Source organism: Rahnella contaminans, assembly GCF_011065485.1.
GTDB lineage: Bacteria > Pseudomonadota > Gammaproteobacteria > Enterobacterales > Enterobacteriaceae > Rahnella > Rahnella contaminans.
The window spans coordinates 47422-63678 of record NZ_JAADJS010000001.1 but is presented as its reverse complement, the minus strand read 5'-3'; the positions used below and the strand labels follow the sequence as shown (position 1 = coordinate 63678).

Annotated in this window: 15 protein-coding genes; 4 read left to right on the top strand and 11 right to left on the bottom strand. The window is 52.5% G+C overall.

What is annotated here, in order from left to right; all coding sequences use genetic code 11:
- The first annotated feature begins 208 nt into the window (after window positions 1-208).
- From GW579_RS00285 to GW579_RS00270, 4 genes are read left to right on the top strand one after another with little or no spacing between them, the layout of a single operon-like run.
- Window positions 209-1243 carry a hemin-degrading factor gene (locus tag GW579_RS00285; protein WP_165056890.1) on the top strand — a complete coding sequence of 345 codons (1035 nt, stop codon included), beginning with the start codon at window positions 209-211 and terminating at the stop codon, window positions 1241-1243.
- A complete protein-coding gene (locus GW579_RS00280) occupies window positions 1240-2070 on the top strand; it encodes a heme/hemin ABC transporter substrate-binding protein (RefSeq protein ID WP_165056889.1) in 831 nt (276 codons plus the stop codon). The genes GW579_RS00285 and GW579_RS00280 overlap by 4 nt, the downstream gene beginning before the upstream one ends.
- A 17-nt stretch (window positions 2071-2087) precedes the next feature.
- Window positions 2088-3095 (top strand): FecCD family ABC transporter permease, encoded by a 1008-nt coding sequence (locus GW579_RS00275; protein WP_152326333.1) that lies wholly within the window; start codon window positions 2088-2090, stop codon window positions 3093-3095.
- Window positions 3088-3876: a heme ABC transporter ATP-binding protein gene (locus tag GW579_RS00270; protein WP_165056887.1), complete on the top strand. Its 789-nt coding sequence runs from the start codon at window positions 3088-3090 to the stop codon at window positions 3874-3876. Before GW579_RS00275 ends, GW579_RS00270 begins: the two co-directional genes overlap by 8 nt.
- Before the next feature lie 64 nt (window positions 3877-3940).
- Here the strand turns inward: GW579_RS00270 and GW579_RS00265 are convergent, their stop codons facing one another.
- The 11 genes from GW579_RS00265 to arnB form a co-directional block, all read right to left on the bottom strand.
- Window positions 3941-5395, bottom strand: coding sequence for a protein adenylyltransferase SelO (locus tag GW579_RS00265; RefSeq protein WP_165056886.1), 1455 nt, complete (start codon window positions 5393-5395; stop codon window positions 3941-3943).
- Window positions 5396-5537: 142 nt separating this feature from the next.
- Entirely contained in the window at window positions 5538-6281 is a 744-nt protein-coding gene (locus tag GW579_RS00260; protein WP_235937296.1) for an EAL domain-containing protein, read from the bottom strand.
- Window positions 6282-6856: 575 nt separating this feature from the next.
- Entirely contained in the window at window positions 6857-7870 is a 1014-nt protein-coding gene (locus GW579_RS00255) for a lipoate--protein ligase (RefSeq protein ID WP_165056885.1), read from the bottom strand.
- A gap of 98 nt (window positions 7871-7968) precedes the next feature.
- Window positions 7969-8448 (bottom strand): NlpC/P60 family protein, encoded by a 480-nt coding sequence (locus GW579_RS00250; protein ID WP_082465713.1) that lies wholly within the window; start codon window positions 8446-8448, stop codon window positions 7969-7971.
- Between the two features lie 154 nt (window positions 8449-8602).
- On the bottom strand, window positions 8603-8992 hold the full coding sequence (gene arnF, locus GW579_RS00245) for a 4-amino-4-deoxy-L-arabinose-phosphoundecaprenol flippase subunit ArnF (RefSeq protein WP_165056884.1): 390 nt from the start codon (window positions 8990-8992) through the stop codon (window positions 8603-8605).
- Complete coding sequence (gene arnE / locus GW579_RS00240; protein WP_152325703.1) at window positions 8989-9321, bottom strand: 4-amino-4-deoxy-L-arabinose-phosphoundecaprenol flippase subunit ArnE; 333 nt, start codon at window positions 9319-9321, stop codon at window positions 8989-8991. The genes arnF and arnE overlap by 4 nt, the downstream gene beginning before the upstream one ends.
- Window positions 9318-10988, bottom strand: coding sequence for a lipid IV(A) 4-amino-4-deoxy-L-arabinosyltransferase (gene arnT, locus GW579_RS00235; protein WP_152325702.1), 1671 nt, complete (start codon window positions 10986-10988; stop codon window positions 9318-9320). The genes arnE and arnT overlap by 4 nt, the downstream gene beginning before the upstream one ends.
- Window positions 10988-11887, bottom strand: coding sequence for a 4-deoxy-4-formamido-L-arabinose-phosphoundecaprenol deformylase (gene arnD, locus GW579_RS00230; RefSeq protein ID WP_165056883.1), 900 nt, complete (start codon window positions 11885-11887; stop codon window positions 10988-10990). Before arnD ends, arnT begins: the two co-directional genes overlap by 1 nt.
- 13 nt (window positions 11888-11900) lie before the next feature.
- Window positions 11901-13883: a bifunctional UDP-4-amino-4-deoxy-L-arabinose formyltransferase/UDP-glucuronic acid oxidase ArnA gene (gene arnA, locus GW579_RS00225; protein ID WP_165056882.1), complete on the bottom strand. Its 1983-nt coding sequence runs from the start codon at window positions 13881-13883 to the stop codon at window positions 11901-11903.
- Window positions 13883-14863: an undecaprenyl-phosphate 4-deoxy-4-formamido-L-arabinose transferase gene (gene arnC / locus GW579_RS00220; RefSeq protein ID WP_152325699.1), complete on the bottom strand. Its 981-nt coding sequence runs from the start codon at window positions 14861-14863 to the stop codon at window positions 13883-13885. Before arnC ends, arnA begins: the two co-directional genes overlap by 1 nt.
- Window positions 14863-16005: a UDP-4-amino-4-deoxy-L-arabinose aminotransferase gene (gene arnB / locus GW579_RS00215; protein WP_165056881.1), complete on the bottom strand. Its 1143-nt coding sequence runs from the start codon at window positions 16003-16005 to the stop codon at window positions 14863-14865. The genes arnC and arnB overlap by 1 nt, the downstream gene beginning before the upstream one ends.
- Window positions 16006-16257: the final 252 nt, after the last annotated feature.

Sequence of the window (16257 nt, the reverse complement as noted above, 5' to 3'; positions counted from 1 at the left end):
CAGTGAATAATTACATTCCATCAACAAAAATTTTCTTGATGTGTTTGTGCAATGATTTGATAATGATTATCAAATTGATATTAATTCCCATTACCAGCAATGGAATTAGCTGGTCTCTGGTCCAAATATTTTTACAAATCATTCACATAACAACGCGATTTTTTATCTGCCTGATGGCAGATGACATTAAGACAACGAGGAGACAGCAATGCATTCAGTTCACTATCAGGACTATTTACAGGCCAAAGAAGCCAATCCCGGTAAATATGCCCGCGATCTGGCGGGAATTTTAGGTATCAGTGAAGCCGAGTTAACCTCTTTACGCGTTTCGCATGATGCAGTGAAACTGGATGTCGATGCCCGTACATTGCTGGCCGCACTGGAAAATGTGGGCGGGACCAAATCCATCACCCGCAATGATTATGCTGTTCACGAACAGCAGGGGCGCTATGAAAACCAGCATCTCAGCGGCCATGCGGGGTTAATCCTGAATCCGCGCGCGCTGGATTTACGTCTTTTCCTTCAGCACTGGCTGCACGTTTTCAGCATGTCTGAAAACACAGCCCGCGGCGTGCGGCACAGTATTCAGTTCTTTGATGCATACGGCGACGCGGTTCATAAAGTGTATAACACCGACGAAACCGACATGGCAGCCTGGGACGCGCTGATTGCCCAGTACAAAACTGATGTCAATCCTCCGCTGCAGATTGAACCGGTCGCGCCTGTGGCTCCGGCCAGCGTTTCTGATACCAGCAGCATCGATGCTGACTGGCGTGCAATGACAGATGTTCACCAGTTCTTCCAGCTTCTCAAACGCCATGATGTCACCCGCCAGCAGGCTTTCAAAGCAGTAGGCGACGATCTGGCATGGCGTGTCGAAAACGGTTCACTGACCCGTTTGCTGAACATCGCAAAAGATGATCAGAATGAAATTATGATTTTCGTTGGCAACCGCGGTTGCGTGCAAATCTTCACCGGCCAGATTGAAAAAGTGATGCCACACGGCGAATGGATTAACGTTTTCAACGAACGCTTCACCCTTCATCTGGTGGAAAGCGCCATCGCAGAAAGCTGGATCACCCGTAAACCGACCAAAGACGGCTTTGTCACCAGCCTGGAATTATTTGCCGCAGACGGCACGCAAATTGCCCAACTGTACGGCCAGCGTACTGAAGGCACGGCAGAACAGACCCGGTGGCGCGAACAACTGGCACAACTAAGCAGCGAAGGCGTTGCCGCATGAAAACACCTCTGAAAGCGCTGATTGCCGCTGCGGCAATTTTGTCTGCACCCGTGCTCCACGCCGCAGAGAAACTGGTCAGCATCGGCGGCGATGTGACCGAAATTGTCTACGCCCTCGGGGCAGGCGATGAAATGGTGGCACGCGACAGCACCAGCCTGCGTCCGCAGGCGGTACTTAAACTGCCGGATGTCGGTTATATGCGCCAGCTCAACACCGAAGGGATCCTGTCCATGCGCCCTTCGATGGTGCTGAGCAGCGAGCTGGCAGAACCTTCACTGGTTTTACAGCAACTGGCACAAAACGGCGTGAAGGTCATTCGCGTGCCGGGCACGGCTTCTGTCGATACCGTACCTAAAAAGATTGAAGTGATTGCAGACGCGCTCAACCGTCAGGCGGAAGGCGCAAAGCTGATTGCCACGTACCGTTCTCAGCTTGATGCCATCCATCACGATGCTTTGCCGGTAAAAATTCTGTTTGTCATGAGCCACGGCGGAATGTCGTCTATGGCAGCAGGCCAGAATACGGCGGCTGACGCGATGATCACGTCCGTAGGTGCGAAAAATGCTATGCAGGGGTTCAGCCGTTATCGCCCTCTTTCGCAGGAAGGCGTCATTGCCAGCGCTCCGGACATTTTATTGCTGACCTCCGACGGCGTGAAAACGCTGGGCGGCATGGATCAGGTCTGGAAATTACCGGGGGTTGCCATGACGCCGGCAGGCAAAAATAAGCGCGTTTTAGTGCTTGATGATATGTCGCTGCTGGGCTTTGGCCTGCAAACGCCGGTCGTTATGGCACAACTGCGTCAGGCGGCGGAACAAGCGAAATGAGCAGCATGAGCCCCCCAATGCCGTCCCGACGCCGTTCTCCTGTCTGGGCGCTGATCGGCCTCGGTGGTGCTCTGCTGGTACTGGCTATTCTGGCAGCCAATACCGGGGCGATGGCGTTGTCACTGCGTACCTTGTTAATGCGGCCTTTTGACGACGGGTTATGGCAAATCTGGCTGACAGTTCGTCTGCCCCGCGTGCTGCTGGCCGTAGTGGTCGGCTGCGCGCTGGCCTGTTCCGGTGCTGTGATGCAGGGTTTGTTTCGCAACCCGCTGGCGGATCCGGGTTTGCTTGGGATCAGCAGCGGCGCGGCGCTGGCAGTGGCACTGACTATTGTCATGCCGCTGTCGCTACCGCCGGTTCTGGCACTCTACGGTCACATGTTCAGCGCCTTTGCGGGAAGCCTGGCAATTTCGGCCATCGTCTTCGCGCTGAGCCGTTTCGGGCATGGCGGGTTGTCGCGTTTACTTCTCGCCGGCATTGCCATAAACGCCCTGTGTGGCGCAGCCGTTGGCGTTCTGACTTACGTCAGCGATGACCAGCAGCTGCGCCAGTTTTCTTTGTGGAGCATGGGCAGCCTCGGACAGGCGCAATGGCCAACGCTGGCGGTTGCCGCATCGTTAATTCTGCCCGCCTGCGTGGCGACATTATTCATGGCGCGTCGCCTGAATATTTTGCAGCTCGGTGAGGAAGATGCGCATTACCTTGGCGTTAACGTTCGCCGCACGCAGTTGCAATTATTGCTGCTGAGTGCGCTGCTGGTGGGCGCTGCGGTCGCAGTTTCCGGTGTTATCGGCTTTATCGGTCTGGTCATTCCTCACCTGCTGCGCATGCGGCTGGGTGCAGATCATCGCTGGTTATTACCGGGATCAGCCATGGCCGGAGCCTGCCTGTTATTACTGGCAGACACGCTGGCAAGAACGCTGGTCGCACCGGCTGAAATGCCGGTGGGCCTGCTGACCAGTCTTCTGGGTGGCCCGTATTTCTTATGGTTAATTTTACGGCCCGGAGTGCCGCGCAATGTCTGATCTCACTTCATTGCTGGCTGCGGAAAATTTGTCCTATTCCGCCGGAGGTCGTCGCTTAATTGACGACGTATCACTCAGCCTGAAAAGCGGCGAAATGGTCGCGCTGATCGGACCAAACGGCGCGGGGAAATCCACGCTGATGCGCATGCTGACAGGTTATCTGACGCCGCAGTCCGGGCATTGTACATTACAGGGAAAACGGCTGGCCGACTGGACATCGAAGGATCTTGCCCGCACCCGCGCGGTGATGCGCCAGAACAGTACGATGGCGTTCGGTTTCAGCGTGCGTGAAGTGCTGACGCTCGGACGCTCACCGCACGGCCAGCAAAATATGCAACATGCGATGAACGAAGTGATGCAGCAGACCGGTTGTATGACGCTGGCAGAACGCGATTATCGCCATTTGTCAGGCGGCGAGCAGCAGCGGGTGCAGCTTGCACGCGTGCTGATTCAGCTCTGGCAACCTGCCCCTGCTCCGCGCTGGCTTTTTCTGGATGAACCGACGTCGGCGCTCGATTTATACCATCAGCAACATGCATTGCGCCTGTTGCGCGAGCTGACCCTGAAAACGCCATTGTCGGTATGCTGCGTGCTGCACGATCTCAATCTGGCGGCGCTGTATGCTGACAGGATAATTTTGCTGCACAGCGGTAAAGTTGTTGCCAGCGGAACACCGGCTGAAGTGCTGAGCGAAGAAACGCTGAGCCGCTGGTATCAGGCCGATCTGAACGTCTGCGCGCATCCGGAAACCGCTTTACCGCAGGTTTTCCTGCGTCAGTAAACACGGCCTCAAAACAAAAATGCCACAACACCGTTTCGGGTATGTGGCATTTTTTAACTGCGCGTTAGCTGGAGCAGGAAATTTCCAAATGTTTTCCCCAGTCCGGTGGTAATGCCGCCATCGCATCGTATTGCGGAGCATCGCTGTAAGGGTCGCGAAGCGCCTCATGTAGCTGTGTCAGCGCACTGATATCGTCTTTTTCCGCCTTTTCAATCGCCTGCTGCGCCAGATAATTACGCAAAATGATCCGCGGATTACTTTGCTTCATCGCCTGCTGACGGGTCTCATCGTCGATATTCTCCGTCTGCAAACGCTCGCGATAGGCCTGATACCAGCTGTCAAACGCCGGGCGATCAATGAATTCATCGCGTAACGGGGATTGCGCCTGTTGCTGTTCCACATGGCTGAGCAATCGGAAAGTCTGCGTGAAATCCCTGCCTTCTTTCGCCATCAGGCTGAGCAATCCGGTCAGCAAATCGTTATCCCGTTTATCTTCCGTGAAGAAGCCCAGCTTGCCGCGCATCAGCGTGCCGTAGGCTTTCATTAACGCCGGTTCGTAACAATCCAGCGCTGCCTGTAATTGTTCGTTGCTCAACAGGCCGGACAGCGTTTGAGCCAGCCGGTGAAGGTTCCAGTACGCCACCGCAGGCTGGTTATCGTAACTGTAGCGTCCCTGATGATCGGAATGATTGCAAATGTAGCCCGGCTGGTAGTCGTCCAGAAAACCGTAGGGACCGAAATCAATGGTCAGGCCGAGAACCGACATGTTATCGGTGTTCATTACGCCGTGCGCAAACCCGATACTTTGCCACTGCGCAATCAGCGCGGCGGTTCGCTCAACCACATCGGAGAACCATTGCTGGTAACGCCGCGTCGCGTCCGGCTCGCTTTCCGGCAACTGAGGCCAGTGATGGGCGATTACGTAATCCGCCAGTTGTTTCACCTGTTCGGGCTGTTTACGGTAATAAAAATGCTCGAAATGGCCGAAGCGGATATGACTTTCAGCCACGCGCATCAGCATTGCGCCGCGTTCCGGCTGTTCACGAAAAACAGGTTCGTCGCTGGTCACGATCGACAACGCGCGAGTCGTCGGCACCGATAAATGATGAAGCGCTTCGGACGCCAGGAACTCACGGATCACCGAGCGCAGCACGGCCCGACCATCGCCCATGCGTGAATAAGGCGTCAGACCTGCGCCTTTCAGATGCCAGTCAAAGCGTTGTCCTGAAGGCAAAACCTGTTCACCGAGTAAAATCCCGCGGCCGTCGCCCAGTTGTCCGGCCCATTGCCCAAACTGATGTCCGCTGTAAACCTGCGCCAGCGGCAACATGCCCGGGAAGAATTTTTCACCGCACCAGAACTCCCGGTGCTCAGCATCAAAGAGAGTGTCATCCAGCCCAAGCTGGCGGGCCAGCGGTTCACTGTGGTACAGAAGGCGCGCGCCTTTCAGCGGCGTGGGCTGAAGCGCGGTATAAAAACCGGATAACTGGTCTGCGTAATGATGTTCGAATTGCGGCATAAATCCCCCTTTTCTTTAGTGTAGGGCGGCATCGCGGTGATTAACACGGAGTAATAACAGGGGAATTGCGGAGCGCGGAAATGAAAAATCCCGGTGCAGCAGGCGCTGACCGGGATAATGGCACCAGAACTGGAGTTACCGATTAATGAAATTGGCCGGGCCGGACAAGCAGATTGTCCAGCTCTGCGGGGTCAACACCCGGCCAAAGCAAACCTTTCATCCCCTGTACATCGGTCTTACGCAGCGCATCAAAGTAGGCCTGACTGTCCAGACCATCCACCACAATATTGCGACAAAACCGGTTTACATTTCTCAGGAGCGACGGCATCACAATGGCAAAATGCTCGCCCTCGAAAAGCTGCCAGAACAGATTTTTATCCAGTTTCACCCATTGAAAAAGGTGATCGAAAACGGGTGCCATCGTGACATTCCCTGAGCCAAAATTGTCCAGCCATAAGGGAAAATGTTGCTTGAGCGCCATCAGTTGCGGGTTTTTCCGGCCCTCAGAAAGTTGCGGGAAAGATTCGCTCAGATTCAGATGAATAAAAGGATGTGCCTTGAAAGCATCGCGGAGGGTTTCATCCTCGAGCAGTAACGCTACCTGTTTTTCTTCCACGCCGATATTTAAAATTACCTGGTTATCACAAAACCAACGGGCATGTTCATTAGCCCAAATTTGTTGCTCATTAAGAAAACGTTGCAGCTGCGTCTGAGTGAGCAAATTCAGCACAAGCTCTGTTGGCATGATTAGCTTGCTATCTGCGCTGGAAAAACGACACACTAATTCTATCGCGAGTAACTTCCCTTCGATTGAGTAAACCGGCTGGCACAGATAGTTGCTGTTAAACGCCGTATCGAATTGTATTTTCATTTTTGTCCAAAACATCAACGGCACTGCGAATTGATTAATAACTTTTTTGACTATCAATCAGATCATAAAGATACCGGAGCCCCGAGGCGTCACCGAAATATTAGAGAAATTGATATCAAGAAAGAACCTAGCCGGATTCAAGGGTTGAGTGCTGATCTCGCAAACGGCGGAGAGATCAAAAAATGTAAGAATGTATGTCCCTTTTGCGCCTTCGTTTTGAGGCGTCTTTCGGTCAGAAAGGGGCTTTCGGACTAATCTTATCGTCAGTGGTGCAAACGCGCAACACAGTCTGTGAGCGCTATCAGACATATTTTGACAAAATTTTGATTATTAATTGTGCAATCGCACAATTAAGCATGTCACTTAATATTTTATCTAATGGTTATAGTGGCTTATGAAATGTTGCGCAAGTATCAGCAGCAAGAATAACGTGCGGTTTGGCATCCCGGCTGCTTTTCTAACGTAATAATAAACCAGAGATTATTTCAAATATGTCTGCTGCATCATGGTTAAAAGAAGGGACATGAGAGGCATGGACTTGTTTACCGGAACCCTTTTTTTGCGGAAGAAACGGGTTCCGGTGATTGGATTCAGCGGATACAGCGTGCCAGCCAGATTTGCAGCTCACCAAGTTCAGCCTGCATTGCCGGGTACTGTGTGGAGATTTCCTGACAGGTCAGTGCGACATCCTGCGCATGGTAACGCGTTCCCACCAGCGCATCGGCCAGCGCCAGCATAGGCGCAGGATTCAGGCTGTCGGTAAAAATCTGCGCCCGGCTGATGGCGCCTTTTTCCACGTCAAAATGGATGTCCACTCCGCCCCAGACAAAGCGTTCATTGAGTAAATGGCTGAACGCCGGCGCTTTGCCGAAATTCCATTCCCAGCTGCTTTGTTTGGCAAACCGTTCCGGAAAACCGGGAATATCCGGGAAAACGTCAGGAGAAATAATTTCAGGTTCGACGCTCGTGCCATACCATTCGAAAAATGCGGCTGTCACGGCCTGACTGATTTGCTCGTGATTAATATCCGGAACAAATTCATTGAGGTTTGCAACCCGCGAACGGACAGACGTGATGCCTTTTGCCTGTAGCTTTTTAACATCCGGATTGAGGTAGTTTACCAGACGGCTCAGGTCAGCATTAAGCAGCAGTGTGCCGTGGTGGAATCCGCGATCGGCCGTTTCACGGTAAGCCGATCCGGAAATTTTTCTTTCACCTTCGGCAGTCTGAACAACCAAATCGTTGCGGCCGGATGCGCTGGCATTAATGCCCATGCTTTTTAGCGCATTAAGAATAATACCCGTCGAGACGCTTTTATCGTATTCCGGTTTACCTGCCATAAACGTAAAACAGGTATTGCCCAGATCGTGGAAGACCGCCCCGCCACCGCTGCTGCGGCGCGCCAGACGAATGCCGTCTTCTTCCATCCTGCGCGTATTGCATTCTTTCCACGGATTTTGCGCCTGACCAATAACCACGGTTTCGGCATTTCGCCATAAGAAAAGAACACGCTGCGTCGTCATCTCACGAAAAATACAGTCTTCCACGGCCAGATTGAACCAGGGATCGTAAGAGTCGGAAAGTAAGAGTCTGAGAGGTTTCATTGCATATTCATCCTGAAAAAGTCTGTTCAGATAATAACAGCAAAAATCAGGATGAAATACGCAGTGGAATCAGGGGATAGTTTATTTGATACGGGGCGTCAGATGCGTCGTGCCTGCCAGTAAACTTTGCGCCAGTAAACATTATCGAGCGAGGAACGCGTTACACCCTGGCTGGTCGAAGCGTGAATAAACTGGTCGGCAGTATCATAAATACCGACATGTAATCCATTTTCGCCGCTACCGGTTTTAAAGAAAACCAGATCACCAGGAAGGAGCTCATCGCGGGAAACTTTGGTGCCGATTTTGGTTTGATCGGCCGTGGTACGCGGCAGAACGACACCAAACCGGTCTCGATAGGTGCGGAAAACAAAGCCGGAACAGTCAACGCCACTGGGCTGCAATCCGCCGTAGCGATAAGGCGCGCCGTGCCACTGACTGAGCTGATCGTTAAGCTCTGCGACAACAGTAATTGAATCGGCGAAACGTCCGCTTGGCGGTGGCGCGTGGCTGCTACAACCGTTAAGAATCAGCGCAGCAACAGCCAGCAGGGAATACATGGATACGGATGACCAGCGCATAGTGCATTCCTTCTTGAATTGCATCACGGCAGGGTCAGACGCGGAAATTTGCGCGGACCGGATAAGTCGCCGTTATCTAAGAACTAATAGAATTTAGCGCTATTTTATCCGTCATCCAATATTTAATAATGTTTTTTATCGTTTAAAGCCGTTTTTAATGGACGTCTTTTACCGGTTTGCTGTGAATTAACCAGACACCGGATAAGATCAGCAGTCCCCCTAGCGTTTTGGTTAAGCTGATGCTTTCATTGAACCACGGCAATGTGACCGCCGCGATATACACCAGCGCATAGCTCAAACTCAGTAAGGTATACGCCCGGTTCAGCGGCAAATAACGTAATGCAAAGAACCAGCAGCCCATCGAAAACGCATACCCGCACAGCCCCAGAAACACGGCTACCAGCGGTTTTAAATGGCTGATAATAAAAGTAATATTAAGCTCAGCCAGTGAAACCCACGGGATCTGCACCATGCCCCATTTCATCAGCAACTGCGCCGCCGTCACCAGCAGAACGCTCGCCCCGCCCCAAAGATACCCTTTCATAAGCTGACACTCATCAGTGCGATACCGGCCATGATCAGCGCCACACCACACCAGTGGCGGCCGTCAACGTACTCCCTGAAAAACCAGCGTGCACTGAGCGTGATCAGAACAAAATTCAGGCTGAGCATCGGGTAAGCCAGGCTCAGCGGCAGAAGCTGCAACACGCGCAACCATAACAACATCGCGATGCCGAGCAACAATACCGCCAGCCCCAGCCAGCGTAAGACGCGGGCAAGACCGTCACCCGCGACCTGTGCGGCCTGCTTCTGACAAAGCTGACCGGCACAGGTGATGATGCTTACGGCAAGAACCAGAAGGAATCCGGTCATGGAAGTTTTTTGTAGAACAACAGCGCCTGGCGTTCAATCTGCACCGTCTGGTCAGCCGGTGGGAGTTTGCCAGAGATACCTGCATTTCTATCAAGTCTGAGGATCACAGAAACATTTCCTTCCTGACGTGCTTTTTGTAACCATTCCGGGAAATCCGCGGAATCGACAAATTTTGACTTCGCATCAGGATAACTCAGGCCATATTCCAGCTCACCCTTTTCACCAAACATGATGATATCGTCGCGCTTCAGAACCCAGGCTAAACCGGTTGCAATCCCCACATTATCTGACAGCACAAAACGACTGTCCTGCAACATTGCAACATTTTCGCCGATGAAACCTTGTGGTTGCTTGGAGTCCATGACTTTTTGCGGGATCGCCTGCCCGACCAGAAGCGCCAGCACCAACGGACATGCAGCCGCCCAGTACCAGCGTTTTTTCACGTCAGTCAGTGACATCGCTCCGGCCAGTGCCCAAACGGCAAAGCACAGGATACCAATCAGCGCGCGGGGCAATTCAGCGCGGGTGAACACGGCTTTGACATGCAACGGTAAAATGCCGGAGATCACCAGAACCGCGACCGCCATCAGCACGCCAAAAACGATGTTAATGGTGCCATTGGCTTTTAGCGCCCGTAATTTTCCTGACTGACGGATCTGATCCAAATGATCGGCCATCAGCAAAGCCAGAGGCGCGAAACATGGCAATATGTACGTCGGTAATTTACCCTTCGCTACGCTGAAGAAAATCAGCGGCATGATCGTCCAGCTCAGCAGGAAGAATAATTCAGGACGCAGCACACGTTTCGTCCAGCCATCGCGTAAAGCGCCCGGCAGCAGCCCAAGCCATGGCAAAGCCCCGAGCAACAAGACCGGCACGTAGTACCAGAATGGCGCTTTATGTTGCGCATTGGATTCGGCAAAACGCTGAATATGCTCAACCCAGAAGAAGTAACGCCAGAAATCCGGTGCCTCGCGTGCGATGGCCAGCACCCATGGCAGGCTGAGTACCACCGCAGCAACAATCGCCAGCGGGCCCCAGCCAAACAGGGTTTTGAACCGTTTCTCACGCCAGACAATCGGCAGAACTGCAATCACCGGTAACGCCAGCGCCAGAAAACCTTTGGTCATGAAGCCCATGCCGCAGGCCAGCCCCAGTGCAATCCAGCTCAGCGCTTTTTGCCGTGTTCCGGAAACCCGCATGCAGAAATAGCTGGCGACCATCGCGGCGGTCATCCACAACGTGATCATCGGATCCATCACGCTGTACGTACCGATACTGAATACCAGTGTGAAGGAAAGGTAAATCAGCGTGGCAATGTACGCCGTCTGGCGGTTACGCCACATCAGGTTTGCCAGCCAGAAGACCAGCAAGGCGCTCAGTAAGGTGCTGAACACGGAACCAAAGCGAACAGCGAAATTGCTGTCACCAAAAATCATCTGGCTGATGTTGTTAAACCAGTAACCGGCCACCGGTTTTTCAAAATAGCGTAAACCCAGAAGATGCGGCACAACCCAGTCGCCGCGCTGTAACATTTCACGGCTGATCTCGGCATAACGGGTTTCATCGGGCTGCCATAACAGGCGGGAATTAAGAGGAACAAGATAAACCAGGGCAAAGAACACCAAAATTAAGGTGCTCCATACGCCCTTAAGGGATTTAGACATCAGGAAAAACCTTCTTGCTGACAGCCTAACCAGCCTTCCCGGCCTGGGAAACTGGCACGAACCACTTTGCCTTTTGGCAACGTGCTGAGATTTTGAGGCAACAAATCGCCCAACGCACAGAACTGAATCCCCTGCGCGGCAGCCCGAATTAATAACTCATCGAACTGAGCAGCCAGTGACATACCTTCAACTTCTGCATGAATGGTGTAAACCGGCACACCCTGATCCTCAATAATGGCGTTGAGGATAAAATCATTGAAGTTGTCCGCATTGATTTCGCCACCTGCTACTTCATCGTAAGTGGGTAACGTCACCGGAATCTGCACCGTGCCCAGCGTGCCGTTTTCCAGCACCGGCAGGAAAGGATATTTCCCACGACAGTCGCTGTTGTAATAAAAATGGAACCGCTCTTTGACTTCAATCACGCGTTCATCGGCGCGCCAGCCAGCAACGGCTGAACATTCCACATCGTGACCCAGGCTTTTTTCCAGTGCATCCAGCCCCAGCTTAATTTGCTGTTCAAGCTGCTGCTCAGACCATTTACCGACTTTCGCCTGCCAGCCCTGATGATCCCAGGCGTGTAAACCGACTTCATGACCGCGCCTGGCAGCTTCCTTCATCAGATAACCCAGATCGCGGGCGATGAGTTTTCCCGGCCACGCGGTACCTGCCAGAAGGATATCCCAGCCGTAAAGCGAGGCGGCATTGGAGCGAAGTATCTTCCACAAAAAGCGCGGTTTAAGCAGGCGCCACAAGTGACGCCCCATGTTATCCGGCCCAACGCTGAAGAAGAAACTGGCAGTAATGTTATGTTTCGAAAGGACTTGCAGAAGCTGAGGGACACCCTCGCGGGTGCCACTCCAGGTATCTACATCAATGCGCAGACCCACTTTCTTCATCACAGACACCGTTTCAGGCTTTGTCAGCATCAGGATTGACAGAACGCAGGAAGAAATCCAGCGTATCAGCGACGGTTTTATCCATGCCGATTTCCGGTTTCCAGTTCAGCAGACGGCGCGCATTTTTGATGCTTGGCGTGCGGTGCTCAACGTCCTGATAGCCTTTGCCGTAATACGTGCTGCTTTCGACCAGATTGAAACCGGCAAAAGGCGGGAACTGTGCGCGCAACGGGTGGGCTTCGAAGCTGCTCAGCAACATTTCGGCCAGCTCACGAATGCTTGCTTCGTTGGTTGGATTACCGATGTTGATGATCTGGCCGTCGCACAGGTTGTCGCGGTTTTCGATAATGCGGAACAGCGCTTCGATACCGTCGTTGATATCAGTGAAGCAGCGTTTCTGCTCGCCGCCGTCCACCAGCTTAATCGGTGAGCCTTCAACCAGGTTGAGGATCAGTTGAGTGATGGCTCGAGAACTGCCGATACGTGCCGCATCCAGGTTATCGAGACGAGGTCCCATCCAGTTAAACGGACGGAACAGGGTGAATTTAAGCCCTTCTTTCGCGCCGTAAGCCCAGATTACGCGATCCAGCAGTTGCTTGGACACAGAGTAAATCCAGCGCTGTTTGTTGATCGGGCCGACGATCAGACGGGAGTTATCTTCATCAAACTCTTTGTCATCACACATGCCATAAACTTCAGACGTGGACGGGAAGATAATGCGTTTTTTGTATTTCACGCAGTCGCGGACAATCTTCAGGTTTTCTTCAAAATCCAGTTCGAATACGCGCAGCGGGTTGCGGGTATATTCGATTGGCGTTGCGATGGCCACCAGCGGCAACACGACGTCACATTTTTTAATGTGATATTCGATCCACTCGGAATGGATGCTGATATCGCCTTCAACAAAGTGGAAGTGCGGATTATCCATGAAGCGGCTGACCGCGTCAGAGCTGATATCCAGACCGTAAATTTCATAACGATCTTCACGTAGCAGACGTTCGCTCAGGTGGTTACCGATAAAACCGTTCACACCCAGAATCAGAACGCGGGTACGGCGTTTCATCACAGCCGTTGGCAGAGTGGCGACACGCATGTCCGGCATAATGCCCAGTTCAAGCGCCAGACGGGAACCCTGAACATACAGACCGTTTTCGCTCTGCCCTGCCAGCACCTCCAGCGCACCTTCGCCACAGGCGATGGTCAGCGGATCAGAAGAAAGCACGGTGCCCGGCTGTTTGTCATGCTGAGTCGCCAGCGGACGCGCACGCCATATAGTCAGTTTACGCTGACCCAGATAAGAGAACGCCCCCGGATAAGGTTCGGTCACGGCGCGGATCAGGTTGTTAATTTCTGTCGCAGATTTGTGCCAGTGAATTTCACCGTCAGCCGCGGTGCGACGACCAAAATAGCTCGCCTGCGTTTCGTCTTGCGGCGTCAGGCTGATTTTACCTGCTTTCATTTCCGGCAGCAGTTTGGTCAGCAACTCTTTCGCCGCTTCACGCACCTTGGCGTGCAGTTTCAGCGCCGTATCATCCGCGGTAATCGTGACTTTCTGCTGGCCAACGATGTCGCCCGCGTCAGGACGTTTCACCATTTTGTGCAGGGTAGCGCCAGTTTCCGTTTCGCCATTCAGCAGCGCCCAGTTCACCGGAGCGCGGCCACGATAGCGTGGTAACAAAGAACCATGCAGGTTGAAGCCACCGCGCGGCGCGAGAGATAAAATCTCCTCGCTCAGCATGTTGCGGTAGTAGAAAGAGAAAATCACATCAGGCTGCAAGGCACGAATGCGGTCCACCCACAGCGGATGGTTAACATCTTCCGGTGCATAAACTGGCAGATTGAGATCAGCACCCACGCGGGCAACTGAAGAGAAAAACTGATTTTCATTCGGGGCATCAGTATGGGTAAAGACTGCCTGTACGTCGTAGCCTGCATCAACCAAAGCCTGTAAACCAACGCAACCAATATCATGGTAGGCAAATACAATCGCTTTCATCACTCTTCTTCCTGACTGTTTTCTTCGGAACGAACTCCGACGACTTTTTGAACGAAATAACGGGGACGTGCACGAACATCGTTGTAGATACGCCCGATGTATTCACCGAGTAAACCCATACCGACAAACTGCGCACCGATAAACATGAATAACAATGCAAATAGCGTGAACACACCTTCTGCCGCCCATTCAGGGCCGTTGATGAGGCGCATTAAAATCAGGAACACGGCCAGAAGGAAACCGAAGATGGCAATCACGCTGCCCACTACGCTGAGCATGCGCAGCGGTGTTGTGGTCAGACAGGTGATCAGGTCATACATCAGATTGATCAGTTTCATCAGGCTGTATTTGGAATCACCAAATTCGCGTTCGGAATGCTGAACCGGAATTTCGACCGTTTTGCGGGCGAAGGTATTCGCCAGAATAGGAATAAACGTGCTGCGCTCATGGCAGTGCAACATGGCTTCAATGATGTGACGGCGGTAAGCGCGAAGCATACAACCGTAATCGCCCATCGATTTCCCGGTCGCACGCTGGATCATCATGTTGATCATCTTGGAAGCAGTTTTGCGGAACCAGGAATCGCGACGGTTTGCACGAACAGTACCGACAACGTCGTAACCTTCGTCAGCTTTCGCCACGAGACGTGGAATTTCTTCCGGCGGGTTTTGCAGGTCAGCGTCCAGCGTAATTACCAGATCCCCCGTCACATGACTGAAACCAGCCATGATTGCAGAGTGCTGACCGTAATTGCGGTTAAGCAAAACCGCAATAATATGGCTGTCCGCTTCTTCCGCAGCGACGGTGAGCATATCGGCGGAACGATCCGCACTCCCGTCATCGACCAGAATGATTTCGTATTGTTGCGTTAATTGTTTACATGCGGCCTGCGTCCGGGACAGCAACGCCGGCAGACTTTCTTCTTCGTTATAGACCGGGATAACTACCGAGACTTTACGAATAGGTTCATATTGCGCCACTACTGCGCCTCCAGAAGGGAAAAAAGAGCCGCGACAACACGGTCAACGTCGCTGTCCTGCATGTCCGGGAACAGCGGCAGACTGCATAAACGATCGGTATTCCATTCGCTGTTTGGCAAGCTCAGGTCAGGATAGCGTTCGCGGTAATATTTTTGAGTATGGGCAGCACGGAAATGCAAACCCGTTCCGATGCCCTGCTCTTTCAGGCGTTCCATCAGCGCATCACGGGTGATCCCGCAGCGTTCTTTATCCACGCGGATCATGAATAAATGCCACGCATGCAGATGAGGATACGCCGGAATACCCATCGGCAGGAAAGGAGAACCCTGCAATTTATCGAGATAACGTTGCGCCAGTTCGGTACGGCGTGCGTTGATTTCCGTCAGACGCTTAAGCTGGACGACAGCAATAGAGGCGTGAATATCGGAAAGGTTGTATTTGAAACCTGGCTCAATCACTTCAGCCTGCGGTTTGCGGCCCTGAACCTGACGGTCAAACGCATCAACAGCCAGACCGTGGAATTTCAGTGCGCGGACTTTATCAGCCAGCGCGTCGTCATCGGTCGCAATCAGACCGCCTTCGGCGCAGGTCATATTCTTGATAGCGTGGAAAGAAAAAATAGCAGTCCCCTGCGCGCCAATCCAGCGGTCACGGTAACGCGTGCCTGCGGCGTGCGCGGCATCTTCAATCACACGGATACCGTGCTGATTTGCCACGGCATAAATCGGATCAAGATCCAAAGGCGCGCCCGCGTAGTGGACAGGAATAATCGCTTTGGTTTTCGGCGTGATGGCCGCCGCAACGGCTTCTGCACTGACCATCAGGGTATCGGGATCCACATCAATCATGACCGGTTCTGCACCAAGCAGAACAATCATGTTTATGGTGGAAACCCAGGTCTGGGAAGGAGTAATGACTTCATCGCCGGGGCCAATACCCAGCGCCATCAACGTTACGTGCATACCGCCGGTCGCGGAACTGACCGCTATTGCGTGCTTACAACCGAAAGCTGCAGAAAAATCCTGTTCGAGCTGGTGTGTCTGCGGCCCGGTGGTGATCCAACCGGAGCGCAAAACCTGCCCCACAGCCTCAATCTCTTCATCACCCATCGACGGGCGGGAGAAAGGCAAAAAGTTTTCCATTACGCTATCCCAAAAGGTAATTAACTCATACCGACTTTAGACCGCATTTATTTAACCGTAAGTAAACGCTGCCCTGAAATTATGACTCTTATGATGTCGGTTTAAGCTTAATTTAACCTTAAGGATTTTCCAGTTTTGTGAAGTTAAACAGAAAGTAAATGGAGTGGAAATAAACAAACAGGAAACAACAAAACCTTTCAATAACAGAAAGTTACATTATTCGTTTCTCAATTAAAAAAATGAACTTTATGG

What these genes read in the sequence shown, in the direction of transcription:
- arnT (WP_152325702.1), bottom strand. Translation starts at nt 10,988, where the DNA reads ATGTCTAAATCCCTTAAGGGCGTATGGAGCACCTTAATTTTGGTGTTC.
- arnD (WP_165056883.1), bottom strand. Translation starts at nt 11,887, where the DNA reads ATGAAGAAAGTGGGTCTGCGCATTGATGTAGATACCTGGAGTGGCACC.
- GW579_RS00280 (WP_165056889.1), top strand. Translation starts at nt 1,240, where the DNA reads ATGAAAACACCTCTGAAAGCGCTGATTGCCGCTGCGGCAATTTTGTCT.
- GW579_RS00285 (WP_165056890.1), top strand. Translation starts at nt 209, where the DNA reads ATGCATTCAGTTCACTATCAGGACTATTTACAGGCCAAAGAAGCCAAT.
- arnB (WP_165056881.1), bottom strand. Translation starts at nt 16,005, where the DNA reads ATGGAAAACTTTTTGCCTTTCTCCCGCCCGTCGATGGGTGATGAAGAG.
- GW579_RS00270 (WP_165056887.1), top strand. Translation starts at nt 3,088, where the DNA reads ATGTCTGATCTCACTTCATTGCTGGCTGCGGAAAATTTGTCCTATTCC.
- GW579_RS00260 (WP_235937296.1), bottom strand. Translation starts at nt 6,281, where the DNA reads ATGTTTTGGACAAAAATGAAAATACAATTCGATACGGCGTTTAACAGC.
- GW579_RS00265 (WP_165056886.1), bottom strand. Translation starts at nt 5,395, where the DNA reads ATGCCGCAATTCGAACATCATTACGCAGACCAGTTATCCGGTTTTTAT.
- arnE (WP_152325703.1), bottom strand. Translation starts at nt 9,321, where the DNA reads ATGACCGGATTCCTTCTGGTTCTTGCCGTAAGCATCATCACCTGTGCC.
- GW579_RS00275 (WP_152326333.1), top strand. Translation starts at nt 2,088, where the DNA reads ATGCCGTCCCGACGCCGTTCTCCTGTCTGGGCGCTGATCGGCCTCGGT.
- GW579_RS00255 (WP_165056885.1), bottom strand. Translation starts at nt 7,870, where the DNA reads ATGAAACCTCTCAGACTCTTACTTTCCGACTCTTACGATCCCTGGTTC.
- arnF (WP_165056884.1), bottom strand. Translation starts at nt 8,992, where the DNA reads ATGAAAGGGTATCTTTGGGGCGGGGCGAGCGTTCTGCTGGTGACGGCG.
- arnA (WP_165056882.1), bottom strand. Translation starts at nt 13,883, where the DNA reads ATGAAAGCGATTGTATTTGCCTACCATGATATTGGTTGCGTTGGTTTA.
- GW579_RS00250 (WP_082465713.1), bottom strand. Translation starts at nt 8,448, where the DNA reads ATGCGCTGGTCATCCGTATCCATGTATTCCCTGCTGGCTGTTGCTGCG.